21 protein-coding genes are annotated in these 22,626 nt (G+C 61.5%); 15 read left to right on the top strand and 6 right to left on the bottom strand.

The genetic code is table 11. From position 1 onward, the window contains the following. Nucleotides 1-203: 203 nt before the first annotated feature. From JMJ54_RS16990 to JMJ54_RS17000, 3 genes are read right to left on the bottom strand one after another with little or no spacing between them, the layout of a single operon-like run. Complete coding sequence (locus tag JMJ54_RS16990; RefSeq protein WP_203539753.1) at nucleotides 204-1,640, bottom strand: NAD(P)H-hydrate dehydratase; 1,437 nt, start codon at nucleotides 1,638-1,640, stop codon at nucleotides 204-206. Nucleotides 1,641-1,643: 3 nt separating this feature from the next. Beyond that, nucleotides 1,644-2,249 (bottom strand): nucleotidyltransferase family protein, encoded by a 606-nt coding sequence (locus JMJ54_RS16995; RefSeq protein ID WP_203539754.1) that lies wholly within the window; start codon nucleotides 2,247-2,249, stop codon nucleotides 1,644-1,646. A gap of 10 nt (nucleotides 2,250-2,259) precedes the next feature. Next, nucleotides 2,260-4,572 (bottom strand): penicillin-binding protein 1A, encoded by a 2,313-nt coding sequence (locus JMJ54_RS17000; protein ID WP_203539755.1) that lies wholly within the window; start codon nucleotides 4,570-4,572, stop codon nucleotides 2,260-2,262. Between the two features lie 217 nt (nucleotides 4,573-4,789). Here JMJ54_RS17000 and JMJ54_RS17005 point away from each other — a divergent pair, with 217 nt between their 5' ends. The 7 genes from JMJ54_RS17005 to aroB are packed head-to-tail and all read left to right on the top strand — an operon-like array spanning nucleotide 4,790 to nucleotide 11,311. After that, nucleotides 4,790-5,818 (top strand): pilus assembly protein PilM, encoded by a 1,029-nt coding sequence (locus tag JMJ54_RS17005; protein WP_308438027.1) that lies wholly within the window; start codon nucleotides 4,790-4,792, stop codon nucleotides 5,816-5,818. Continuing rightward, nucleotides 5,815-6,405, top strand: a complete 591-nt coding sequence (locus JMJ54_RS17010; RefSeq protein ID WP_203539756.1) for a PilN domain-containing protein — start codon at nucleotides 5,815-5,817, stop codon at nucleotides 6,403-6,405. Before JMJ54_RS17005 ends, JMJ54_RS17010 begins: the two co-directional genes overlap by 4 nt. Nucleotides 6,406-6,415: 10 nt before the next feature. Next, entirely contained in the window at nucleotides 6,416-7,048 is a 633-nt protein-coding gene (locus JMJ54_RS17015) for a type IV pilus inner membrane component PilO (RefSeq protein WP_203539757.1), read from the top strand. Nucleotides 7,049-7,062: 14 nt separating this feature from the next. Further along, nucleotides 7,063-7,587 carry a pilus assembly protein PilP gene (locus tag JMJ54_RS17020; RefSeq protein WP_203539758.1) on the top strand — a complete coding sequence of 175 codons (525 nt, stop codon included), beginning with the start codon at nucleotides 7,063-7,065 and terminating at the stop codon, nucleotides 7,585-7,587. Continuing rightward, complete coding sequence (locus tag JMJ54_RS17025; protein WP_203539759.1) at nucleotides 7,584-9,650, top strand: type IV pilus secretin PilQ; 2,067 nt, start codon at nucleotides 7,584-7,586, stop codon at nucleotides 9,648-9,650. The genes JMJ54_RS17020 and JMJ54_RS17025 overlap by 4 nt, the downstream gene beginning before the upstream one ends. 49 nt (nucleotides 9,651-9,699) lie before the next feature. Next, nucleotides 9,700-10,236, top strand: coding sequence for a shikimate kinase (locus JMJ54_RS17030; protein ID WP_239000169.1), 537 nt, complete (start codon nucleotides 9,700-9,702; stop codon nucleotides 10,234-10,236). Beyond that, a complete protein-coding gene (gene aroB, locus JMJ54_RS17035; RefSeq protein WP_203539760.1) occupies nucleotides 10,229-11,311 on the top strand; it encodes a 3-dehydroquinate synthase in 1,083 nt (360 codons plus the stop codon). The genes JMJ54_RS17030 and aroB overlap by 8 nt, the downstream gene beginning before the upstream one ends. Before the next feature lie 45 nt (nucleotides 11,312-11,356). Here the strand turns inward: aroB and JMJ54_RS17040 are convergent, their stop codons facing one another. Then, nucleotides 11,357-12,553: a YihY family inner membrane protein gene (locus JMJ54_RS17040; protein WP_203539761.1), complete on the bottom strand. Its 1,197-nt coding sequence runs from the start codon at nucleotides 12,551-12,553 to the stop codon at nucleotides 11,357-11,359. A gap of 59 nt (nucleotides 12,554-12,612) precedes the next feature. On the opposite strand from JMJ54_RS17040, the gene wrbA reads away from it, so the two are divergent. Both wrbA and JMJ54_RS17050 read left to right on the top strand, forming a co-directional pair. Further along, nucleotides 12,613-13,221, top strand: coding sequence for an NAD(P)H:quinone oxidoreductase (gene wrbA, locus JMJ54_RS17045; RefSeq protein WP_203539762.1), 609 nt, complete (start codon nucleotides 12,613-12,615; stop codon nucleotides 13,219-13,221). After that, nucleotides 13,218-13,592: a DUF2069 domain-containing protein gene (locus JMJ54_RS17050; RefSeq protein ID WP_203539763.1), complete on the top strand. Its 375-nt coding sequence runs from the start codon at nucleotides 13,218-13,220 to the stop codon at nucleotides 13,590-13,592. The genes wrbA and JMJ54_RS17050 overlap by 4 nt, the downstream gene beginning before the upstream one ends. 204 nt (nucleotides 13,593-13,796) lie before the next feature. Here the strand turns inward: JMJ54_RS17050 and JMJ54_RS17055 are convergent, their stop codons facing one another. Then, complete coding sequence (locus JMJ54_RS17055) at nucleotides 13,797-15,587, bottom strand: 2-isopropylmalate synthase (protein ID WP_203539764.1); 1,791 nt, start codon at nucleotides 15,585-15,587, stop codon at nucleotides 13,797-13,799. A gap of 131 nt (nucleotides 15,588-15,718) precedes the next feature. Then, a complete protein-coding gene (pssA, locus tag JMJ54_RS17060; RefSeq protein ID WP_203539765.1) occupies nucleotides 15,719-16,483 on the bottom strand; it encodes a CDP-diacylglycerol--serine O-phosphatidyltransferase in 765 nt (254 codons plus the stop codon). A 157-nt stretch (nucleotides 16,484-16,640) separates the two neighbouring features. On the opposite strand from pssA, the gene asd reads away from it, so the two are divergent. From asd to JMJ54_RS17090, 6 genes are all read left to right on the top strand, one after another. Then, complete coding sequence (gene asd, locus JMJ54_RS17065; RefSeq protein ID WP_203539766.1) at nucleotides 16,641-17,489, top strand: archaetidylserine decarboxylase; 849 nt, start codon at nucleotides 16,641-16,643, stop codon at nucleotides 17,487-17,489. 330 nt (nucleotides 17,490-17,819) lie between these two features. After that, complete coding sequence (locus tag JMJ54_RS17070; protein ID WP_203539767.1) at nucleotides 17,820-18,272, top strand: FapA family amyloid fibril periplasmic chaperone; 453 nt, start codon at nucleotides 17,820-17,822, stop codon at nucleotides 18,270-18,272. Between the two features lie 27 nt (nucleotides 18,273-18,299). Next, on the top strand, nucleotides 18,300-18,914 hold the full coding sequence (locus JMJ54_RS17075) for a FapB/FapC family functional amyloid domain-containing protein (protein ID WP_203539768.1): 615 nt from the start codon (nucleotides 18,300-18,302) through the stop codon (nucleotides 18,912-18,914). A 72-nt stretch (nucleotides 18,915-18,986) separates the two neighbouring features. Further along, a complete protein-coding gene (locus tag JMJ54_RS17080; protein ID WP_203539769.1) occupies nucleotides 18,987-19,868 on the top strand; it encodes a FapB/FapC family functional amyloid domain-containing protein in 882 nt (293 codons plus the stop codon). Between the two features lie 1,119 nt (nucleotides 19,869-20,987). Further along, nucleotides 20,988-21,869, top strand: coding sequence for a FapB/FapC family functional amyloid domain-containing protein (locus JMJ54_RS17085; RefSeq protein ID WP_203539770.1), 882 nt, complete (start codon nucleotides 20,988-20,990; stop codon nucleotides 21,867-21,869). A gap of 54 nt (nucleotides 21,870-21,923) precedes the next feature. Then, nucleotides 21,924-22,604 (top strand): C39 family peptidase, encoded by a 681-nt coding sequence (locus JMJ54_RS17090; RefSeq protein WP_203539771.1) that lies wholly within the window; start codon nucleotides 21,924-21,926, stop codon nucleotides 22,602-22,604. Nucleotides 22,605-22,626: the final 22 nt, after the last annotated feature.

A 22,626-nucleotide genomic window follows, 5' to 3' on the forward strand; every position in this document is an offset into this window, starting at 1 on the left:
CCATCCCGAACAGGACCGTGAAACGACTCAGCGCCGATGATAGTGCGGGTTCCCGTGTGAAAGTAGGTCATCGCCAGACTCCCAATGCAAACCCCCTGCAGCTACGCTGCAGGGGGTTTTTGCTTTGGATTTTGAGATTCAGCCCCGAAGCGACAAGCCACCGAATACCTTCGTGGCGGGGAGGCATGTGGTGCCGAACGAGTTTACCGATTGAGCAGGGTGCGGATTGGCTCGATCAGCTCGCTGGCGCAGAGTCCGAGTCCGTTCCGGTGCTGCATGCGCCAGTCGTCAGCGGCATGACCATGGACAAAGGCGCTCAAGCGGGCTGCATCGATCGGCGAAAGGCCTTGGAGCCAGAGCGAGGCAATCAGACCGCTCAGAATATCGCCTTGTCCTGCAGTCGCCAACGCACCGTTTCCACTACCGTTGATGCTGATTCCGGCGCAATCCGCGCAGATTGTTCCTGATCCTTTCAGCAAGACCGCGGTATTCAATCGTGCTTGCAGCTCGCGTGCGGCGGCTAGTCTGTCTTCTTGGACCTTGTTTGTCGGCAGGCCAAGCAGGCGCGCCGCTTCGGCGGGGTGGGGAGTAATGATTGAAGGTGCTGTCCGGGTGCGAAGCTGCTGTTGCAGCTCGGCTGCGCTGGAGAGCAGATTGAGCGCATCGGCATCGAGCAGGAGTGGCAAATCACTTGCCAGAAGTTGTTGCAGTAGTGCCTGCGCGGCCTGACTGCGCCCCAGGCCGGGACCGATGGCCGCAAGATCGAGATCGGAGCGCTTGACCAGGTCCGTCGCTGCCTGAAGCATCAGCTCGGGCTGAAGTACGTCAACACCGAGTACCGGATCCAGCAGTCCGAGATAAACCTTGCCGGCTCCGGATTTGGCCGCCATGCGCCCGGCCAGCAGGGCGGCACCCGTCATGCCAGCACTGCCGCCGAAGATGGCGAGTGTCCCGTACGTTCCTTTGTGGCTGACATGCTGCCGATGCAGCTGCGGCGCATTCGGTTGGGTGTCGATCAGTTGCGCATCCGCAGCGGGTCGGGCTGCGGTCGGGGGCAAGAGCTCGATCAGGTGGACTTCGCCGCAGTAATCCCGTCCGGCTGCAGTGTAATAACCCGGCTTGGCCCCGAGCATGCTCAGCGTATGGGTTGCGTGCAGTGCTACGGGGCTCGGTACGCCACGGTCGGAGTCGAGCCCGCTGGGGGCATCGATGGCAACGATGGGTTTGCCGAATCCGTCGATGGCTTCGAGCAGGCCGGTGATGCTGGTATCGAGCCTGCGGTTGAGGCCCAGACCGAACAAACCGTCGACGATGACGTCACACTCACTGAGTCCGGCGCTATCCACGACTTGCAGGCCGGATAGGGCCAGCAGCGCAGCATCGGGCGACGAAAGCGCCTTGCGCGCCAGGGGGACGAGGCAGTGCAGTGCTTGTCCGGCCTCACGAAGACGTCGGGCGCAGGCCAATGCGTCAGCGCCATTGTTGCCTGGGCCGACCAATACCCCGAAACGGCTGCCCCGATAACGAGCCAGCAACCACTGGGCGATGGACTTGCCAGCCAGCTCGATCAGCGGTGGTTCGTGCTGAGCGTAATCGGCCTCAAGGCGTCGTAACGTGGCCGACAGATACAACGGCGTCATTGTCTAGAGGTTGACGCTGGCCAGTTGCTCGGCATCGGCAATCAAACGACGTAACTGCTCGAGCCGGACGCGTTCCTCGCCGCGGATTTGTGTGCGTTCTGCATTGCGTGGGCGAACCGAGAGCCTGACCGCGATGCCGTCATGCTCAAGCAGGAGCGTCGGGTGATCGTCGTAACGCAAGTTGGCTGCGGCCGGACGGTAATCGACTTCGTGGTTGAGCAGGTACAGCTCGACACTCTTCGGGTCGTCGACATAGATGATCAGGTTGATGTCCGAAAGCGGCCCGGCCACACCGGATAGCACGGAGCCGGTAAGGTAAGGCGCGAACGCTTCGAGTAGCTGCATCACCTCGACCGCAGCCAGCCGCAGTGCCTGTAGGTGGTTGGCATGCTGGGGCTGGTAAATGGCACGGTAGCTGGCCAGTGCGCTTTCGATTTCCTGATTGGAAGGCAGTAGCGCGTGATCGACCAAGCCGAGCTGGCGTGCCGCCTTTTTCTTGGCCAGCGCGAAATCGTGCAGGTGATCCTCGGCGATCAGCTTGGCGGCGCGGTGGGCGATCTGTGCCCGTTGCGCCGCCGTGTGCCGGTCGGACAAAGCGTTCCTCGGCATGGCTTGCCTCCTAGAACAGCAGGTCCTTGATCTCGTCGATCGGCTGGGCTGCCGCGCCACCGTCTCCACCACCAAGGCCGAGTTCCGGATTGGTGTGCGTATATTCGCTGTAGAAGTACTCGGTTTGCGGGCCGCGGCTGGTATCGATCGTCTGGGTCACGATGCCTTCAGGTACAGGGTAATCGTATACCGGAACGTTGCGCAGCGCCTTGCTCATGAAGTTGATCCAGATCGGCAGGGCCAGCCGGCCACCGTACTCGCCACGTCCCAGCGTTTTCGGCTGATCGAAGCCGACCCAGGTGATGGCGACCAGACTGGGTTGATAGCCGGCAAACCAGGCGTCGCGCATGTCGTTGGTCGTACCGGTTTTGCCGTAGAGATCGGGGCGGCCGAGTGCCTTGTTGGCGCGTGCAGCGGTGCCGTAGCGGATGACGTCATGCAGCATGCTGCTCATGACGAAGGCGTTGCGAGCGTCGAGCGTGCGTTTGGCGTTCTGGCCGGCGACTTCGGGCTGCGTCTGCGCCAGCACCCGTCCACGTCCATCCTCGATGCGGTCGATGAAGTACGAATGCACGCGGTAACCGGTATTGGCAAAGACCGAATAGCCCTCGGCCATCTGCAGTGGCGTGACGCTGCCGGCGCCGAGTGCCATGGTCAGATAGGCAGGGTGGTCTTTCGGGTTGAAGCCGAATCGTGCCAGGTTCTGCTGGGCATACTGCGCGCCGATCGACTGCAGGATCCGGATCGACACCAGGTTCCGCGACAGCGTCAGCGCATTTCGTACCGTCATCATCCCCATGTACTTGCCGTCGTCGTTCTGCGGCTCCCACTTCTGGCCGCCGACTTGTTCGGGATTGATGACCAGCGGCGCGTCGTTGATCAGCGTTGCCGGCGTGACGCCGCGATCAAGTGCCGACGAGTAGATGAAGGGTTTGAAGCTCGAGCCCGGCTGGCGCATGGCCTGGGTGACGTGATTGAAGTGGCTGCGGCTGAAGTCGAAGCCGCCGACCAGCGAGCGGATTGCACCGTTCTGCGGATCCATGGCGACAAAGGCACCTTCAACCTGTGGCAGCTGACTGATCTGCCATCCCTTTGGACCCTGTTTGACGCGAATGATGGCGCCGGGTCGGATCCGGTTGGCTGGCGTGTTTTTCGCCGACAGCGCGGCGCGGGCGAATGCGAGGCCTTCTGCACCGATCTGCAGTTTCTCTCCCCCCTTCAGGTAGACAGATACACCCTGCGGCGATGCCGAAAGCACGACGCCTGCACGCAACTCGTCGTAATCGGGCGTGTCGGCCAGTGCTTCGTCCAGTGCCTCATCGTTGCCGCTGGCCAGTAGCGCTTCGTCGATGAATCCTTCGGGCCCCCGGTAGCCATGGCGTACATCGTAGTCGAGCAGCCCTTCGCGCAAGGCCTGATAGCCGTCGCTCTGCTGCTGGCTGTTCAGCGTGGTGTAGACCGAAAAACCTTGGGTGTAGGCGTCGTCCTTGTAGCGCTCAACCATCATCTGGCGGGCCATTTCGGCGACATATTCGGCATGCACGGCGTATTGCAGGCTGCCGCGCTTGAGCTCGAGCGGTGCTTGCAGTGCTTCCTGATACTGCTGGTCGGTGATGAACCGCAGTTCGTGCATTCTGCGCAACACATATTGCTGGCGCAGCGTCGCCCGCTTGGGATTGACGACCGGGTTGTATGCCGACGGGGCCTTGGGCAGTCCGGCGAGCATGGCGTACTGCGAGACGCTGAGCGCCTTCAAATCTTTACCGAAATAAGTCTGTGCTGCCGTGGCGAAGCCGTAAGCTCTTTGTCCGAGATAAATCTGATTGATGTAAAGCTCGAGGATTTGATCTTTGGAAAGATTGTGCTCGATTTTGAATGAAAGTAAGGCTTCGTTGAATTTGCGAGTGAAAGTTTTCTCGTTGGACAGGTAGAAATTGCGGGCAACCTGCATCGTGATCGTACTGGCGCCTGACTGCGAGTGACCGGAGACGATGTTGCCGAGCATGGCCCGTGCGACACCGATATAGTCGATGCCGCCGTGCTGATAGAAGCGTTCGTCTTCGGCTGCCAGTAATGCCTGTTTCATCAATTGCGGTACTTGATCGATTGGTGTGAAGGCGCGACGCTCCTCACCAAATTCGCCAATCAGCACGCGATCTGAGGTATAAACCCGCAGCGGGATTTTGGGCTGGTAGTCCGTGAGCGCATTGAGCGCCGGCAGGCGTGGGTAGGTGATCACCACCGCAAAAAAAACAAGGCCGGCCGTCACCAGAATCAGACCGATTAACGCACCGGCAACGAGCAGCAGAATTCGTTTTGTCATTGTCTGTTTATTCAAAAATTGACAGGGGTTAATTTACGCTAAAGCGGGATTGTTGCAAAAATAAAGCGCCAGTTCACGGTAACTTTACAGCCGTAAGAATCGACTGCTAGCATCGTAAATTAGAATTACCTGAAATTGCGCTAATTTCCTATTTTACAAGGGAAAACACGTGTTGAATCTCGACTTTCTGAAGCCAAAGTCACCGCCGTTGATCGGGGTGGACATTAGCTCGTCGGCAGTGAAGATGGTCGAACTGAGCCAGGCTGGGCGCAGCTTCAGTCTGGAGCGCTACGTCATCGAGCCCTTGCCCAAGGACGCGGTCAGCGACGGCAACATTGCCAATCCGGATGTGGTCGGTGAAGCCGTACGCAAGGCTTGGCGCCATCTGGACTCCCGTATCAAGAACGTGGCGATCGCGTTGCCGGCCGCCTCGGTGATCAGCAAGAAGATTCTGGTGCCTGCCGGTTTGTCCGAGCGCGACCTGGAAACACAGGTCGAAATGGAGGCGAATCAGTATATTCCGTTCTCGCTGGACGAGGTGAATCTCGATTTCCAGCGGCTTGGCCTCTCCGTTGCTGTGCCCGAGGAGGAGGAAGTGCTGATCGCCGCAGCAAAAAAAGAGAAGGTTGACGAGCGCGTGGCGGCAATCGAGGCTGCGGCGCTGAAGGCGGTGGTGGTCGATGTCGAGTCTTACGCGACGCAGGCTGCGTTCGAGCTGATGCGCCCGCAACTGCCCGGCCACGGTGAAAACCAGATCGTCGCCGTGGTCGACATCGGCTCGACGGCGATGCACATGAACATCTTCAAGGATGGCCAGTCGATCTACAGCCGTGATCAGGCCTATGCCGGCAACCAGCTGACGCAGGAAATCCAGCGCAAGTTCGGCATGTCGTCGGAGGAGGCCGAGCAGGCGAAGAAAACCGGTGGCCTGCCCGACAACTACGAGCCGGAAGTGCTCCAGCCCTTCATTGATACCTTGGCACTGGAAATTTCCCGCTCGTTGCAGTTTTTCTATACGTCGAGCAACTACAACTCGGTCGATCATATTCTGCTCGCTGGCGGTTGCAGCGCGATTCACGGCCTCGACGAAGCGGTGTCGAGCCGTGCGCAGGTCCCCAGCACGATGCGTGCGAATCCTTTCTTTGGCATGGCAACCGGCAAGATTCGTGGCAAGCAGATCCAGCTTGACGCTCCTTCCTTGCTGATTGCATGCGGTTTGGCGATGCGGAGGTTTGACCCGTCATGATCCGGATTAACCTTCTTCCTCATCGCGAGCAGAAGCGTGCCGCCCGGCAACGACGCTATATCGGCATGTTGGGTGTGAGCTTCCTTGCTGCCGTCGGCGTCGTGATTGCAGGGTTTGCTTTCTTCAATGCCCGCATCGAAACGCAGGAAGAGCGCAATCGCTTCATCACCGAAGAGAATGCCAAGCTCGACCGCGAAATTGCTGAAATCGAAAAGCTCAAGTCCGAACGCCAGGCGCTGCTTGACCGCAAGACGGTGGTCGAGCGGCTGCAGTCGAACCGTGCCGAGACCGTGCACGTCATGGACCAGCTGGTCCGGCAGACGCCCGAGGGCGTGTACCTCAAGGACGTGAAGCAGAATGGCGAGACGCTGGTGCTGGTCGGCTATGCGCAGTCGAACGCCCGGGTATCCACGCTGATGCGCAACCTCAACGATTCGGAAACGTTCGAGCAGCCGCTGCTGATTGAAGTGAAATCGGCGCAGGTCGGCAATCAGCGGCTGTCCGAGTTCACGCTGAACATCAAGATCACCCGCAGCGGTGCCGACGAGCAGGCCGCATCGCGACCGGCTGCCGCGCCGAGAGCATAAGGGGACAGGGATGACGCTCGACGAATTACGCAATCTTGATCCGAAGAACATCGGCGACTGGCCTGCTGCGGCACAGTTCGGCCTGCTGGCGATCGTGTTCGCCGCCGTGGTCGGTGTCGGCTACCTCTATGTCTGGAGCGACCAGATGCAGGCGCTCGACGATGGCCGCGCCAAGGAAGAACAACTGAAGACCGAGTTCCTCGACAAGAAGAAGAAGGCCATCAACCTTGAGGCTTACCGGCAGCAGCTGCTGGAAATCCAGCAGTCGTTCGGTGCCTTGCTCAAGCAGTTGCCGAACAAGTCGGAAATGGAAACGCTGCTGACCGAGGTGAACCAGGCCGGGGTCGGCCGTGGTTTGCAGTTCGAACTGTTCAAGCCGGGCACCGAGGTCAAGACGGCCGAGCTGGCCGAATTGCCGATCGACATTCGTATCGTCGGCAGCTTCCATGATCTGGCCGCATTCGTCAGTGACGTGGCGCAATTGTCGCGTATCGTCACGCTCGGCAACATTCAGCTGAGCAACGGCAAGGACGCCGATACGCTGGTGATGCAGGCCGTTGCCAAAACCTACCGCTCGCTCGACGATGCCGAGCTGCAGGCGATTCGCCAGGCGGAAGCCGACGCGAAGAAGAAGAAGCGCTAGGCGCAGGGGCACACATGAAAAGAACGATCATGCTGATGCTGGCGGCCTTGAGCCTGACCGGCTGCTTCGGGGAAGAGAACAGCGATCTCAAAGCGTGGATGAAGGAGCAGTCGGACGGCTTGCGGGGCAAGGTCGAACCGCTGCCCGAGGTCAAGCCTTACACACCATTCACCTACGACGCGTTTTCGCTGGTCGAACCGTTCCGTGCCTCCAAAATGGAAGTCGCCAAGCGTTCGAACAGTTCCGGACTGGCCCCGAACATGAACCGGCCGCGCGAAGTGCTCGAGAACTACGACCTGGAGAAGCTGCGTATGGTGGGTACGCTGCAACAGGGCAAGGTGATTCAGGCACTGATTCGTGCGCCGGACGGTAATCTGTACCGAGTCAAACCCGGTAGCTATATGGGACAGAATTTCGGGATGGTGACGGGGATTTCCGAGGGCGAAGTGAAGCTCAAGGAAATTGTCGAGGATAGCGGGGGAGATTGGGTCGAGCGGGAAACCGCGCTGACCCTGGATGACGCGGAGCAGAAAAAATGAAGAAATACATGATGCTGCAACGGGTGTGGGCGGTGTGCTGCGCGCTGGTGGCTACGGTTGCATTCGCGGCCGACAACAACATCACCAATGTCGAGGTGAGCAACCTCTCCGCTGAGAAGCAGGTGATCAAGCTGACCTTCAGCGGTCCGGCGCCGACGCCGACCAGCTTTTCGGTCAATACTCCGCCGCGGATCGCTCTCGACTTCGCCAATACCGGCAACCAGTTCGAAAAGAGTTCGATCCAGGTCAACGGCAGCGCATTGCGGCTGATCAACCTGGCCGAAGGCAATGGCCGGACCCGCATGGTGCTGAACTTGCAGAAGCAGGCGTCCTATCAGACCGAAGTCAACGGCAACACCTTGCTGGTGACCGTTGACGGCGCACAGGGTGGTGCGGTTGCCAAGCAGAAGGCGACGCAGTTTGCGCCGACCAAGGCCAGTGCGGGCGCCGACAGCGTTACCAACGTCGACTTCCGCCGCGGTACGACTGGCGAAGGCAAAATTGTTGTCGATCTGACAAGCCCGAATGTGGGGATCGATATCCGCCAGCAAGGTCAGACGCTGGTCGTCGAGTTCAACAAGGCCGCGTTGCCGAAAAACCTTGAACGCAGCATGGATGTGGCCGATTTCGGCACCCCGGTGCAGAAGGTCGACACCTACACCCAGGGCAACCAGACCAAGATGGTCATCCAGCCCAAGGGTGTGTGGGAATACTCGGCCTATCAGACCGAAAACCGCTTTACCGTCGAAGTGCGTGATACCAGCAACAGCAACAAGCTGGCCAACCTCAAGCCCAACTACAAGGGCGAGAAGCTGTCGCTGAACTTCCAGAGCGTTGAAATCCGTACGGTATTGCAGGTGATCGCCGAATTCACCGGCCTGAACATCATTACCAGTGACACCGTTAGCGGTAACCTGACACTGCGCTTGAAGGATGTGCCATGGGATCAGGCGCTCGACATCATCCTGCAGGCCAAGGGGCTTGATCAGCGACGCAACGGCAACGTGCTGTGGATCGCACCGCGTGATGAGCTGGCGGCCAAGGAAAAGCAGGAGCTTGAATCGAAGAAGCAGATCTCCGAACTCGAACCGACGCGGACCGAATACTTCAACCTCAAGTACCACAAGGCCGATGCGTTCGAGAAGATACTCAAGGACGAGAAGCAGAAGATCCTGTCGCCGCGCGGCAGCGCAGTGATCGATCCGCGGACCAACACGCTGATCATTCAGGATATCCCTTCCAAACTCGACCAGATTCGTGAACTGATCGGCAAGATCGATATCGCCGTACGGCAGGTGATGATCGAGGCGCGGATTGTCGAGGCGGAAGACGGCTTCAGTCGGAACCTCGGTGTGAAGTTCCATGGTATCGGCTGGAAGGGCGATGTAACTGGCGGTGGCGCGTTGACGACGAAGGACACGACTAATTCCGACGGAAGCAAGTCGTCACAGCCAGCAATTGCCGGCAACATCCCGTCGGTCAACCTGCCTGCGGCTGGCCTCAACGGCTTTGGCGCCGGCTCGATCGCGATGCTGATTGCTGGTAATGACGGGCTGCTGGGGCTGGAATTGTCCGCTCTGGAAGCCGACGGCAAGGGCAAGATTGTGTCCAGCCCGCGTCTGGTGACCGCCGACCAGGTCGAGGCGATTATCGAGGATGGTCAGGAGATTCCGTATACGGAAACGGCGCCCAACGGTGCAACCTCGGTCTCGTTCAAGAAGGCCACGCTGTCGCTGAAGGTGACACCGCAGATCACGCCGGATGGCAACGTGATCATGGACGTGAAGGTCAACAAGGACAGCCGTGGTCAGGACACGATTGCCGGTCCGGCGATCAATACCAAGCAGATCCAGACCAAGGTGCTGGTTGAAAATGGCGGTACGGTCGTGGTCGGGGGGATCTATATCCAGGACACCGGCAAGGATGTGACCAAGGTGCCGTTCTTGGGCGATATTCCGGTAGTGGGCTACCTGTTCAAGAACACGGCAACCCGTGACGCCAAGCGCGAATTGCTGATCTTCATCACCCCCAAGATCGTCGACTCGAATCTGACGTTGCGCTAAGGCGCATCCCCCGCCGTGGCCATGGGCTTGCGGCGGGGGTTTCGGTACAATGCCCGGCATGAAACTGCCAGGCAATTTTTTTCTGGTCGGCCTGATGGGCGCCGGCAAAACGACGGTTGGCCGCACTTTGGCGCGGGCAACCGATAAAACGTTTTACGACTCCGACCACGAGATCACCGCCCGTAGCGGCGCGCGGATTCCCACCATTTTCGAGCTCGAGGGCGAAGAGGGCTTTCGCAAGCGGGAAGCGGCGACGATCGCCGAGCTGACCGCCCTGCAGGGCATCGTGCTCGCGACCGGCGGTGGTGCCGTGCTCAATCCGGACAACCGGGATTGCCTGCGTCGCAACGGTTTCGTGATCTATCTCCGTGCCAGCGTCGACGATCTGTATGCGCGCACCTCGCATGACAAGAACCGGCCGCTGCTGCAAACCGAAAACCCCAAGCAGAAGCTGCAGGAACTGTTCGAGATCCGCGACCCGATCTACCGGGAGCTCGCCGATTTCGTCATCGACACCAGCAGCCAGACCGTCCAATCGCTGACGCAGCGCCTGCTGCGCGAACTGGAAAAAAAGCTCAATGCGTAACGTCCAAGTCGAACTTGCTCACGCGCCGTACGATATCCGCATCGGCCGCAATCTGCTGGATGACGTTGCAGCCATCGTCGCGCAGCTGCCGCAAAAGCGCGTGGCGATCGTCAGCAACGAGACGGTGGCGCCGCTGTACCTGCCGCAACTGCAGGCCGCGCTCGAGGCTGCGGACGTGCAGGTGCACACGGTGGTGCTGCCCGATGGCGAGCGCTTCAAGAACTGGGAAACGCTGAACCTGATTTTCGACGGCCTGCTGACCGCGCGCTGCGAGCGCAAGACGACGCTGATCGCGCTCGGTGGCGGCGTGATCGGTGACATGACCGGTTTTGCCGCTGCGGTTTACCAGCGTGGCGTGCCCTTCATCCAGATTCCCACGACGCTGCTGGCGCAGGTCGACTCGTCGGTCGGTGGCAAGACCGCGATCAACCACCCGCTGGGCAAGAACATGATCGGTGCCTTCTACCAGCCCCGGCTGGTGCTGGCCGATCTGGCGACGCTGGATACGCTGCCGGCGCGCGAGTTTTCGGCCGGCATGGCCGAAGTCATCAAGTACGGCCTCATCGACGATCTGGCGTTTTTCGAATGGCTCGAGGCCAATATCGACGCGGTGATGGCACGTGATGTCGACGCGCTCGAATACCTGATCGAACGCTGCTGCCAGAACAAGGCGCGTGTTGTCGCTGCCGACGAGCACGAGCATGGCCAGCGGGCGCTGTTGAATCTGGGCCACACCTTCGGTCACGCGATTGAGGCCGGCCTCGGGTATGGCGTTTGGCTGCACGGCGAGGCCGTTGCGGCCGGCATGGTGCTGGCAGCGCTGGCTTCGCACGCTCTGGGGCAGATCAGCGATGATGATCTGGCCCGGATCAGGGCGCTGCTCGAAAAGGCCGGCTTGCCGGTTGTTTCGCCGGCACTGGGCGAGGAGCGCTACCTGGAGCTGATGTCGCAGGACAAGAAGGTCGACGCAGGCAAGATCAAGTTCATCCTGCTCGAAAAGCTTGGCCAGTCCTATATTGGCGAGCTGAAAACCGAGACGATCAAGCAGGCGCTGGCGGCTGGCTGCGCCGCCTGATTCGTCCGTTGCCTGATCGAACAAGCCCCGCTGCGCGGGGCTTGTTCATTTCTGGCTGTCCAGCGTGTCGATGTAATCGGCCAGCGTGGCCGTCAGCGGCTGATGCATGGCGGCGATCGTGGGGACGAGCCCCGCCTCGACATTGGCGGTCAGTGGCGTGACGACCTGTTCGTAGATGTCGAGCAGGGTGATCCGGGCGATGGCGACGGCGATCAGCCATTCGCCATCGCGGCTGGCTTCGACCCAGCCGCGCAGCGACATGCGCTCGAGCAGGGCCTGCGTGGCATCGAGCCCGAGCCCGACGCGCCGGCGCAGGGTGTCGATATGCAGCACTTCACCATTGCTGTGCGCCTGTGCCAGCGTCATCAGGATGCGGACCGCCTGCTCGAAGCGCGTGCCGTGATGCCGGCCCCAGCGCCAGCCATCGCCATGCCAGTACGACAGCGATGCCGACAGCACCGCGCCGCCAAGGACGATCACCCAGCACAGGTACAGCCAGAGCAGGAAGATCGGAAAAGCGGCAAAGGCGCCGTAGAGCAGTTTGTACGCGCCGATCTGCTGGATGTAGAGGGCGAACAGTTTCTTCATCAGCTCGAGCAGCACCGTCGTCACCGCAGCAGCCGTCAGCGCATGGGCGCGCGGCACGTAGCAATTGGGTACCGCCAGATAAAGCAGCGCCAGCGATGCAAAACTCAGGGCGACCGGCGCGATGACGAACAGCCAGGTCGTCCCCAGTCCGTGTGATATCCACGACGTCAGCGACAGGCTGACGCCGAGGACCAGTGGTCCCAGCGTCAGTGCAGCCCAGTAAATCAGCGTGCGCGACAGCAGGCGGCGGGGCTTCTGCACGCCCCAGATTTCGTTCAGCGTTTTTTCGATCGTGAAGACCAGCAGCAGGGCGGTGATCGCCAGTGCCACCATGCCCAGCGCGGTGAGTTTTTCCGCGTTGTCGGAAAACTGCCGCATATAGGTCCCGACAACGCGGCCGGCGGTGTCGGGGATCAGGTTGGAAAGGATGAAGGCGCGGAAACGGCCGCTGTAGCTGCTGAACATCGGGAACGCCGAGAACAGCGTCAGCGCGATGGTGAACAGCGGCACGATCGCCAGCATCGTCGTGTACGCCAGGCTGCCGGCGGTTTGCATGCAGCGGTCGGCTACGAGGCGCTGGCCGACGAAACGGGCGAAGCCCGAAAGCCGGCGCCAGTCGGTAAGTTCATTCAGACGCGGAAAAGGTCGGCGCATCGATCGGAGTCAAGGTTTCAATCGTTTTATAATACCGCACCCCTCAATCCGGAGCCGCCATGCGCGACGTTCTTGTCCTGTATTACTCGACCCATGGCGCAACGCGCCAGCTGGCGCAGCTGATCGCGCGCGGCATCGAATCGGTGCCCGGCGTGCGTGCACGTGTCCGCACGGTTCCGAAAGTGTCGACCGTGTGCGAAGCGGTCGAGGCAACGATCCCGGACAGCGGTGCGCCCTATGTCGAACTCGCCGATCTGCAGGAGTGCATCGGCGTCGCCTTGGGTAGCCCGACGCGTTTCGGCAATATGGCTGCGCCACTGAAATACTTCCTCGACGGCACCGTCAACGACTGGCTCGCCGGCACGCTGATCGGCAAGCCGGCCTGCGTGTTCACCAGTACCGGATCAATGCACGGCGGCAACGAGACCACGCTGCTGTCGATGATGCTGCCACTGCTGCACCACGGCATGGTCATCGTCGGCACGCCGTACAGCGAGACCGCGCTGTCGACGACGACGACGGGCGGTACGCCCTATGGCGCCAGCCATATCGCCGGCCCCGAGAGCCGTGCGCCGATTTCCGACGCAGAGAAACAGCTGGCCATTGCCCAGGGCAAGCGGCTGGCCGGGATCGCGCTGCAACTGGCGTCGCCGGTGTTGCCGCAATGAGCCTGCAAAAACAACGTGATCTGGCCCGGATCGCCGCAGTCGGCAGCGTGGTCGCGCTGATCGCCCTGTGTCTGGCGTGGGAACTGGTACTGGCGCCGCTGCGTACCGGCGGTTCGACACTGGCGCTGAAGGCGTTGCCCCTGCTGTTGCCGCTGCGCGGCCTGATTCACGGTCGGCGCTATACCTACCAATGGACGTCGATGTTCATCCTGCTGTGGTGGGCCGAGGGGCTGATGCGGGTATGGAGTGATGCCGGACTGTCGCGCTGGCTGGCGGGAGGAGAGGTGGTGCTGGCGACGATCTGCTTTGTTGCCGTGTCGTACTATGCCAAGTGGACGCGGCCGAGCGTGCTGGCGGCGGAGGCGAAGTAGGCGGGACGAAAAAGAAGCGACCGGGCGCCTTGTCAAACGGCAAGCTTGTGGCTTGGGTTTGCAGGCGGATCGGGCTTCGTGGTGGGAAGCCCGCCGGACTCGCCTTGTGGGCAAGCCGGTTCCGGCGCAGTGTTTGGCCTGTATTTTTATTGCATGTACACCCGATGCCACTGCCGTCCCGGCATGGCATCGGTCGACGATGGTTTACACCGGTTGCGGGTGCGTGCGTTCGATCTTGCTGGCGAGCTTGTTGACCGCCGAGATGTAGGCCTTGGCGCTGGCGACCAGAATGTCGGTATCGGCGCCCTGGCCGTTGACGATGCGGCCGTCACGGCTCAGGCGTACGGTCACTTCGCCCTGGCTGTCGGTGCCTTGGGTGATCGCGTTGACCGAATACAGCTGCAGTTCGGCGCCGGTGGTCACCAGCGATTCGATGGCCTTGAACACGGCATCGACCGGGCCGTCGCCTTCGGCATCGGCGCGGCGTTCCTGGCCGGCTTCGGTCATCACCAGATTGGCCACCGGGGTCTCGCCGGTTTCCGACACGACCTTCAGCGACGTGAGGCGGTAGGTCTCCTGCTCGATGGCGATCAGTTCGTCCGACACCAGCGCGTGCAGGTCTTCGTCGAAAATCTCGCGCTTCTTATCGGCCAGCTCCTTGAAGCGGGCAAATGCCGCGTTCAGTGCTTCCTCGCTGTCGAGCACGATGCCGAGCTCGGCCAGCTTGGTCTTGAACGCATTGCGGCCCGAGAGCTTGCCCAGCGTCAGCCGGTTGGTCGCCCAGCCGACCGATTCGGCACTCATGATTTCGTAGGTTTCGCGGTGCTTGAGCACGCCGTCCTGGTGGATGCCCGACTCGTGCGAGAACGCGTTGGCGCCGACGATGGCCTTGTTCGGCTGCACCGGATAGCCGGTGACGGTCGACACGAGCTTGGAGGTCGGGACGATTTGCGTCGCATCGACGCGGGTTTCGATGCCGAAGATGTCGTGACGGGTTTTCACCGCCATGACGATTTCCTCGAGGCTGGCGTTGCCGGCGCGCTCGCCGAGGCCGTTGATCGTGCATTCGACCTGGCGTGCGCCGCCCATCACCGCGGCGAGCGAGTTGGCGACGGCCATGCCGAGATCGTCGTGGCAGTGGGCCGACCAGATCACGCTGTCGCCGCCCGGAGTCTTGGCAATCAGCTCGCGGAAGAAGCGTTCGGTCAGTTGCGGTACGGCGTAGCCGACGGTGTCGGGGACGTTGATGGTCCTGGCACCGGCCTTGATGACTTCGCCGAAAATGCGTGCGAGGAAGTCGATGTCCGAGCGCAAGGCGTCTTCGGCCGAGAATTCGATGTCGGCGGTGTATTCGCCGGCGATCTTCACCGCCTTCACGGCCGCGGCGACGACTTCGTCCGGGCTCATCCGCAGCTTCTTCTCCATGTGGATCGGGCTGGTCGCGATGAAGGTGTGGATGCGGCCCTTGGCGGCAGGGCGGATGGCTTCGCCGGCGGCGCGCACGTCACGTTCGTTCGCACGCGCCAGTGAACAGACGGTCGATTCCTTCACGGCTTCGGCAATCGCGCGGATCGATTCGGCATCGCCCGGACTGGCGGCGGCAAAGCCGGCTTCGATGATGTCGACACCGAGTTTTTCCAGCTGGCGGGCCACGCGGATCTTTTCTTCCCGCGTCATCGACGCGCCAGGCGACTGTTCGCCGTCGCGCAAGGTCGTGTCGAAAATGTACAAGCGCTCGCCCATGGCCGGTTCTCCCCAAGTGATCGACGCCGGCGTCGAGCCGGCCAGATAAGACTGGATGTTGAATTGATGCCCGCGGCTGGCAGCGAGCTGCGCGAGCTTGTTGAGCTGGGAGAGCGGCAGCGTGCCGCGTTCGCGCCACTTGTAGATCGCCGCACGCGAGACCGGGTCATCCGGAAAGGCGGTATTGAGCGCTTCGGCCAGCGGGCCGGGGCCGCCGAATTCGGCGATCAGGCGATCGATGTCCAATTGCACGCTGTTCTCCTCAGGTTTGAGTACACAGCGTATAAATTATCAGACTAAGTGTCAAACATTTCTCGACAAAAGCCCAAAAGAAAAGCGCCCCGGAGGGCGCCTTGTAGTGATGTGTTCTACTTTTTGTAGAATCAGTTCGGTGCTTGCAGCTTGTTCCGTCGCAGCAGTTGCCACAGCCAGTACACGTAGCCGGAGACGCCGTAGCCGACGAAGAACAGGAACAGCGCCAGCGCCGGTTTGGCGGCGAGCACGATCAGCACCAGAACCATGATCAGCATTGCGTAGAACGGCACGGTCTTGCGAACGTTGAATTCCTTGAAGCTCCAGAAGCGGACGTTCACGACCATCGACACGCCGGCGAGTAGCGTGATGGCCATGGCGACGAACGGCAGCAGGTGGGTCAGCGGTTCGATTTCCTCGGCGAATTCATGCACGTTCCACACCAGCCCGGCAACGATGCCTGCGGCGGCCGGGCTGGCGAGCCCCTGGAACCAGCGCTTGTCGACCACGCCGATGTTGACGTTGAAACGCGCCAGCCGCAGTGCCGCGCAGGCGCAGTAGACGAAGGCGATGATCCAGCCGGTCTTGCCGTAATCCTTGAGCATCCACTCGTAGGCGACCAGTGCCGGCGCAACGCCGAAGCTGACCATGTCCGAGAGGCTGTCGAGCTGGGCACCGAATTCGGATTGCGTATGCGTCAGCCGGGCAACGCGGCCGTCGAGGCCGTCGAGGATCATGGCGACGAAGATGGCGACGGCGGCGTGTTCGAAGCGGTTGTTCATCGCCTGAACGATGGCGTAGAAACCGGCGAACAGCGCACCCAGCGTGAACAGGTTGGGCAGCAGGTAAATGCTCTGGCGGCGCAGGTTCATCGGGCTCTTGGTGTTCAAGGTCATGGGGTTCTCTTGTGGTGGCGGCAGGCCGCCGGGATGTTGCAACACACAGAGTTTAATACGGTACGCCCCGATCGGGGAGGACGCCGGTACGGCGCGCGGTGATGGTGCTTCGGCTCTTGCGTTACAATCGCTGGTTTGATGAAACGCGGAGCGCTTCGTGTCCGAACGCTTGAAAGTCCTGTTGCAGTACGCCGTGCCCAAGCTGGCGCTCACCGTTTTCGCCGGCTGGGTGGCCACACCTGCGCGCGGCAGGGTGACAACCTGGATCATCCGCCGTTTCGTGGCCAAGTACGGTGTGGACATGGCCGAGGCCGCCGAATCGGACATCAGCCGCTACGCGAGTTTCAACGATTTCTTCACCCGTGCGCTGAAGCCGGGTGCCCGCCCGCTGGCACCGGCTGCGCTGGTCTGCCCGGTCGACGGCGCCATCAGCCAGTGCGGCGCGATCGAACACGATCAGGTCTTCCAGGCCAAAGGCCACCGCTACTCGACCACAACGCTGGTCGGCGGCGATGCCACGCTGGCTCACCATTACGACAACGGCAGTTTCGCGACGATCTATCTGAGCCCGAAGGATTACCACCGCATCCACATGCCGTGTGACGGGCGGTTGCTGCAGATGGTTTACGTTCCGGGCGAGCTGTTCTCGGTCAATCCGGCCACGGCCCGCAATGTGCCGGGGCTGTTTGCCCGCAACGAACGCGTGGTGTGCGAGTTCGAGGGCGAGCAGGGCCGGTTCGTCATGGTGCTGGTGGGGGCGACCATCGTCGGCAGCATGGCGACCGTCTGGCACGGCCTCGTCAATCCGCCGCGCGAGCAGGCCGTTCGCCGCTGGGACTACCGTGATCAGCAGATCTCGCTGAAGAAAGGCGAGGAAATGGGGCGCTTCCTGCTCGGTTCGACCGTGGTGCTGCTGTTCCCGCAGCCGCGTCTGGCGTTTGCTGGCGGCTGGGATCCGGCCGCGCCGGTCCGTCTCGGCCAGGCCATGGCCGAATACGGCGGCTGACCTTCTTCTTGGCGCGCTGGCCTCGCGACGGGGCCGGCGTCGATCGCGTGCTCAGTTCTGAGACGCTTTTCGCGATCACGCCACGTCGCATCCGCAGCGACAGACCGCATTCCTGCTGCAAATCCTTCCGGCAAGCCGGTGCCGCCATCGGCGGCATCGCGATTCGGTCCCGTTTTGGCTGCCCGGGCCGGAAATATGTCTCAGCACTGAGTCATTCCTGATTTTCGGTGCACAAGAAAAACTCTCCAATTCCTTTTAAATCAACGGGTTGATTTATTTTGGCACGGCGCGTGCATTCGAACCCGGCATATGAAAGTACCGGAGGCCACCATGCCACGAGTCCAAACCAGTGCCCTGCTGGGGCTGTCTGCGCTGCTACTGATCTTGCTGGGCGGTACCACGCGGACCGCCATGGCCGAAGAGGGATCGATTCTGGTCCAGCGGCACGTTGCGCCGCGCACGGCATTCCGCCCTGACAGCCCGAAGTCGCCGAAAGTCATCGAAGTCCAGGTTTCGCCCGCCGCGACGGTGACGTCGCAGACGCAGGGCATTGTCGGCCTGGGCAGTGCCGACGATGCCTTGATGGGCGACATGCGTGCGGGCCAGGTGCCAAGCCCGGGCGTGAGCGGGTCGTCCCTCGCCGCCGGTCAGAACGCGGTGGCGCTCGGCAATGCCGCCGGCGCTGCGCCGGGCGGGACGGGGCGCACCCCCGGCGGTGGCGGCTTTGCCCAGGGCATCGGCAGCACCGTGGTCAACGCCATGTCGCCGATCCTTCCGCGCTGACGCCTTTGCCGTGCAAGGAGAAACCTGATGAATCAATTGCCGAAACTCTTGCTGGCGCTGCCGGTACTTGCTTGGGGTATAGGCGCCTGCGCCGCAGATACCGCCCTGATCAGCGATAGCGGCGTCGGATCGCAAGGCGTGCTGTCGGTCAATGTGGGCGCCGGCGAATCCAACACCGCAGCCAACTTGCGGGCGATTGCCGTCAACCCGACCGGGACGGCCATCGCCGTGGTCAAAGGCGCGGCAGAACAGGGGGCGGTATCGCTGCCTGGTGTCGGTACCGTGCAGCAGGCGCTGATCACCGGAACCGCATTCTCGGGTTTCTCCGGGGTGCTGGGGGTCAACCAGCAGGCCGGCAAGGGCAATGTCAGCGCCAACCTGCTCGGCGTGGCGCAGGGGGCGAACACCGGCGTGGTGACCGCCTTTACGGTCAAGCATGCCGATGACGCGCTGCTGGCCGACAGCTCGGCCAATCCGCTGCAGCAACTCGTGGGCGACGTGACGTCGGTACAGCAAGTGGGAATCGATCCCGGCGCGTTCAAGGGAACGAGCGGGGTAGTGCAGATCAACCAGGTGGCGGGCAACGGCAACATCACGGGCAACTCGCTCGCGGTGCAGTTCACGCGACCACCCGGTTTATAAAGGCCTGCAAACAGGCCACGTAGTTGTGCTTTTGTCCATGAAGTACTTGTTCAAGTCTTGAGGAGAAGCAAAATGAAAGCCCTGAAACTCACAGCAGTCGCCTTGGCCTTTGCCGGTATGTCGAGCGCCGCATTTGCCGAAGCCGATCTGGACTTCGATGTTGCGCTGGCCGCCGCTCTGGGCCTCGACGTGACGGCCACCGTCGATCTGATGGCCAACACCTTCGTCAACAGCGATACCTCGGTCAGCCTGCATGCAGTTGGTGTCGGCGTGGCGGGCGGTGCCCTTGTGGCTGGTACGACTGCGGCTGACGCCAAGGTCAACTCGGTGCAGAAGAGCATCGACAACAACAGCCTGGTGATCGGCAGCGCGGTGTCCGGCATCACTGCGTCGGGTCTCGCCGTGCTCGGCAACATGGGTCTGAACGATGCCGCCGGCAACGGCAACCAGCAGGCCAACTCGCTGGCGATTGCCACGACCAACAGCGGCGGTACGATCGGTGGCCTGCAACTGCCGTTCCCGCTTCCGCCGCTCTTTGGCACCCCGGCGATCGGTGTTGCCAGTGCCGACGTCAACTACGAGCAAAACAGCGAGCTCAACGACACCTTCGTGTTCGGCCTGATTCCTGTGCTGCCCAATGCCACTTCCGCAATCACCGCCAGCGTCATCGGCTTCGCCGGCAACGGCGGGGTGAACTCGGCAGCCGGCGTCGGCAACCAGCAAGGCAACTACACCGCGATCGCATCGGTCAACCACGGTGCGCTGGCGGTGGCCAACACCGGTGGCCTGCAATTGAGCGATCACAACGACTCGGTACAAGGTGTGTTCCTCGACAACGTGTCGGCGATCACCGCTTCGGTCATCGGCGTGGCCGGCAACATCGGGATGAACTCGGCGGCCGGTATCGGCAACCAACAGGTCAACACCCTGTCGATTGCATCGGCTTACCAGTAATCGTCTATCTGTCTGTAGTCATGCGGGGGAGGAGACTCCCCCGCATTTTCTATTGTGCGAACCGCATCCGCATCCATCCCTGTGCCCACGTCACTCTCTGTTCGGATATCCGCTCGCAGATTCGTACACAGATCCTTTGCCGTTCGCCTTGGTGCATGCCCACTGCGCGATGCACCCGGCATGCCGCCTGCACGGTCGCAAGGCAGGCCCGTAGCTGTGGTGCATTGCGTTGACCGGATGTGGCTGCCTGCATGGTCGCTACGCCGCCTAGCGTAGCCGCTTTCCCCCTCTATGCCAGTTCACGGCGGCCTAGGAGGCTGCTGGAATTCACGCCGCGGCCTGCATCTCGCCTGCACGACTCCGAGTGGGTAGGCAGGCGCCCATCGAGGCCGCTGACCGGCTGCGCGGCGCTCGGCGTTAGGGCCATTCGGCCGGCGCGCCGGCGTTGATTTTCATCACCTGACCACCCGACTGGCTGGAATCCTGTGATTTGTTTTTCCGCGTAATCAGCCCGGGGCCAGCACTGCGGTTCAGCTTTGAGACTGTTTTCACGCTCCCGTTGCGCTTGGCCTGGCTGCCAAGCCGCATTCCCGCTGGGTCTTAAGCTAATGAAGGTCGGCCAAACCACCCGAATTCATTGCACTCTGCCATTCGCTTGAACAAAGCCCGAAAACTGTCTCAATACTGATTCATTTGGGTATTTCATGGGTGGTTGTGAATTTATTTAATTAAATAAAATCAATGAGTTGTTGTGGTCTGGCACGGTGCCTGCATTGAAGTGCACAAGCGAAAGGAAAGGAAGCCGATCAAGTTACCAGTCCAGGCCGCTGTTGAACTCACCAGCCCGGTTCTCCGGGCCTCCAGCAGGAGAGGGTGCAGTCACAAGCCAGGATGGCGAACTCGGTACCGAACCTGCCTTCGGGCATCGCCAGCCGTCACCGTCAGGTCTTAGTGCCCGGCAGTGCACCGATCAACCAGATGGCGAAGTGTTTCAAACCAACCACCGCTGTGCCAACCACGTTGTGCCAGCCGCCATCAGGTTTATAGCGGCCATCAATCAGACCAGGCCGCAGTGCTTTTATCGATGAAGTTCTTGTTGCAGTCTTGAGGAGAAGCAAAATGAAAACCCTGAAACTCACCGCAGTCGCCCTCGCCTTTGCCGGTATGTCGGGCTTTGCATTCGCCGAAGCTGATCTGGACCTCGACGCAGCGTTCAAGCTTTCGCTGATCGGCGATGTCACCGGTACCGTTGACCTGATGGCCAACACCTTCGTCAACAGCGATACCTCGGTCAGCGTCCATGCGGTCGGTGTCGGCGTACTCGGCGGCGCCCTCGTCGCCGGCACGACCGCGGCCGATGCCACGGTCAACTCGGTGCAGAAGAGCATCGACAACAACAGCCTGGTGATCGGCAGCTCGGTGTCCGGCATCACGGCGTCGGGTATCGGCGTGCTCGGCAACATGGGCCTGAACGATGCCGCCGGCAACGGCAACCAGCAGGCCAACTCGCTGGCGATTGCCACGACCAACAGCGGCGGTACGATCGGTGGCCTGCAACTGCCGTTCCCGCTTCCGCCGCTCTTCGGCACCCCGGCGATCGGTGTTGCCAGTGCCGACGTCAACTACGAGCAAAACAGCGAGCTGAACGACACCCTGGTGTTCGGCCTGATCCCGGTCCTGCCGAATGCGACTTCCCTGATCACTGGCAGCGTCGCCGCCTTCGCCGGTAACGGTGGGGTGAACTCGGCAGCCGGTGTCGGCAACCAGCAAGGCAACTACACCGCGATCGCATCGGTCAACCACGGTGCGCTGGCAGTGGCCAACACCGGTGGCCTGCAGCTGAGCGACCACAACGATACGCTGCAAGGCGTGTTCCTCGACAACGTGTCGGCGATCACGGCTTCGGTCATCGGCGTGGCCGGCAACATCGGGGTGAACTCGGCAGCCGGCGTCGGCAACCAACAGGTCAACACCCTGTCGATTGCCTCGGCTTACCAATAAGCGCGCAGGGAGGACTGAGTGCGGGGGCGGCAACGCCTCCGCATTCTTATCACCATGAAAACACCGCTGATCTCGATCCTGCTTTTCGCCAGTCTGAGCGCCGGCGCTGCGGACATGCCGGTGCCGGGTTTCACCGGCGACATCCGGCCCCAGCTTCGCGCCAAGAGCCTGCGCGAAATCCGCTTTACCAACGTCGTCGAACAGAAAACCGATTTCAGTTGCGGTGCGGCCACGCTGGCCACGCTGCTGCGTTACGCCTACGGGCTGGATGCGCCGGAGGAGGTCGTGCTCAAGGGCATGATCAGCGAAACCAACGAAGAAACGGTACGCAAGCTCGGTTTCTCGATGCTCGACATGAAGCGCTATGTCGAAGCGATCGGATTCCGCAGCAAGGGTTACAAGCTGCAGCCCGAAGCGCTGCAGGCGTTGAAGATCCCGGCGATCACGCTGCTGGACACCAACGGTTACAAGCATTTCGTCGTGATCCGCAAGGCAACGGCGGACAAGGTCTATCTGGCTGACCCTTCAGTGGGAAACCGTGAGGTCAGCATGGAAGAGTTCGTGCCGCAATGGAGCGGTGTACTGCTGGCGGTGGTCGGACATGGTTACAGGGTGGACAACCCGCTGGTCCGGATCACGCCGCGGTTGTCGGCACGGGCCGGCGTCAACGCCGCGCAGCCGGTCCCGACGGCCGATCTGATCGAGTACGGTTTCATGCACAGTGACTTCTTCTGATTGCGATCGGAAAGCGAGGGCA

The organism is Jeongeupia naejangsanensis (assembly GCF_016865585.1).
GTDB classification, from domain to species: domain Bacteria; phylum Pseudomonadota; class Gammaproteobacteria; order Burkholderiales; family Chitinibacteraceae; genus Jeongeupia; species Jeongeupia naejangsanensis.

Coding starts and splice junctions, on each gene's coding strand:
- JMJ54_RS16990 (WP_203539753.1), bottom strand. CDS start 1,640: ATGACGCCGTTGTATCTGTCGGCCACGTTACGACGCCTTGAGGCCGAT.
- JMJ54_RS16995 (WP_203539754.1), bottom strand. CDS start 2,249: ATGCCGAGGAACGCTTTGTCCGACCGGCACACGGCGGCGCAACGGGCA.
- JMJ54_RS17000 (WP_203539755.1), bottom strand. CDS start 4,572: ATGACAAAACGAATTCTGCTGCTCGTTGCCGGTGCGTTAATCGGTCTG.
- JMJ54_RS17010 (WP_203539756.1), top strand. CDS start 5,815: ATGATCCGGATTAACCTTCTTCCTCATCGCGAGCAGAAGCGTGCCGCC.
- JMJ54_RS17015 (WP_203539757.1), top strand. CDS start 6,416: ATGACGCTCGACGAATTACGCAATCTTGATCCGAAGAACATCGGCGAC.
- JMJ54_RS17020 (WP_203539758.1), top strand. CDS start 7,063: ATGAAAAGAACGATCATGCTGATGCTGGCGGCCTTGAGCCTGACCGGC.
- JMJ54_RS17025 (WP_203539759.1), top strand. CDS start 7,584: ATGAAGAAATACATGATGCTGCAACGGGTGTGGGCGGTGTGCTGCGCG.
- JMJ54_RS17030 (WP_239000169.1), top strand. CDS start 9,700: ATGCCCGGCATGAAACTGCCAGGCAATTTTTTTCTGGTCGGCCTGATG.
- aroB (WP_203539760.1), top strand. CDS start 10,229: ATGCGTAACGTCCAAGTCGAACTTGCTCACGCGCCGTACGATATCCGC.
- JMJ54_RS17040 (WP_203539761.1), bottom strand. CDS start 12,553: ATGCGCCGACCTTTTCCGCGTCTGAATGAACTTACCGACTGGCGCCGG.
- wrbA (WP_203539762.1), top strand. CDS start 12,613: ATGCGCGACGTTCTTGTCCTGTATTACTCGACCCATGGCGCAACGCGC.
- JMJ54_RS17050 (WP_203539763.1), top strand. CDS start 13,218: ATGAGCCTGCAAAAACAACGTGATCTGGCCCGGATCGCCGCAGTCGGC.
- pssA (WP_203539765.1), bottom strand. CDS start 16,483: ATGACCTTGAACACCAAGAGCCCGATGAACCTGCGCCGCCAGAGCATT.
- JMJ54_RS17070 (WP_203539767.1), top strand. CDS start 17,820: ATGCCACGAGTCCAAACCAGTGCCCTGCTGGGGCTGTCTGCGCTGCTA.
- JMJ54_RS17075 (WP_203539768.1), top strand. CDS start 18,300: ATGAATCAATTGCCGAAACTCTTGCTGGCGCTGCCGGTACTTGCTTGG.
- JMJ54_RS17080 (WP_203539769.1), top strand. CDS start 18,987: ATGAAAGCCCTGAAACTCACAGCAGTCGCCTTGGCCTTTGCCGGTATG.
- JMJ54_RS17085 (WP_203539770.1), top strand. CDS start 20,988: ATGAAAACCCTGAAACTCACCGCAGTCGCCCTCGCCTTTGCCGGTATG.
- JMJ54_RS17090 (WP_203539771.1), top strand. CDS start 21,924: ATGAAAACACCGCTGATCTCGATCCTGCTTTTCGCCAGTCTGAGCGCC.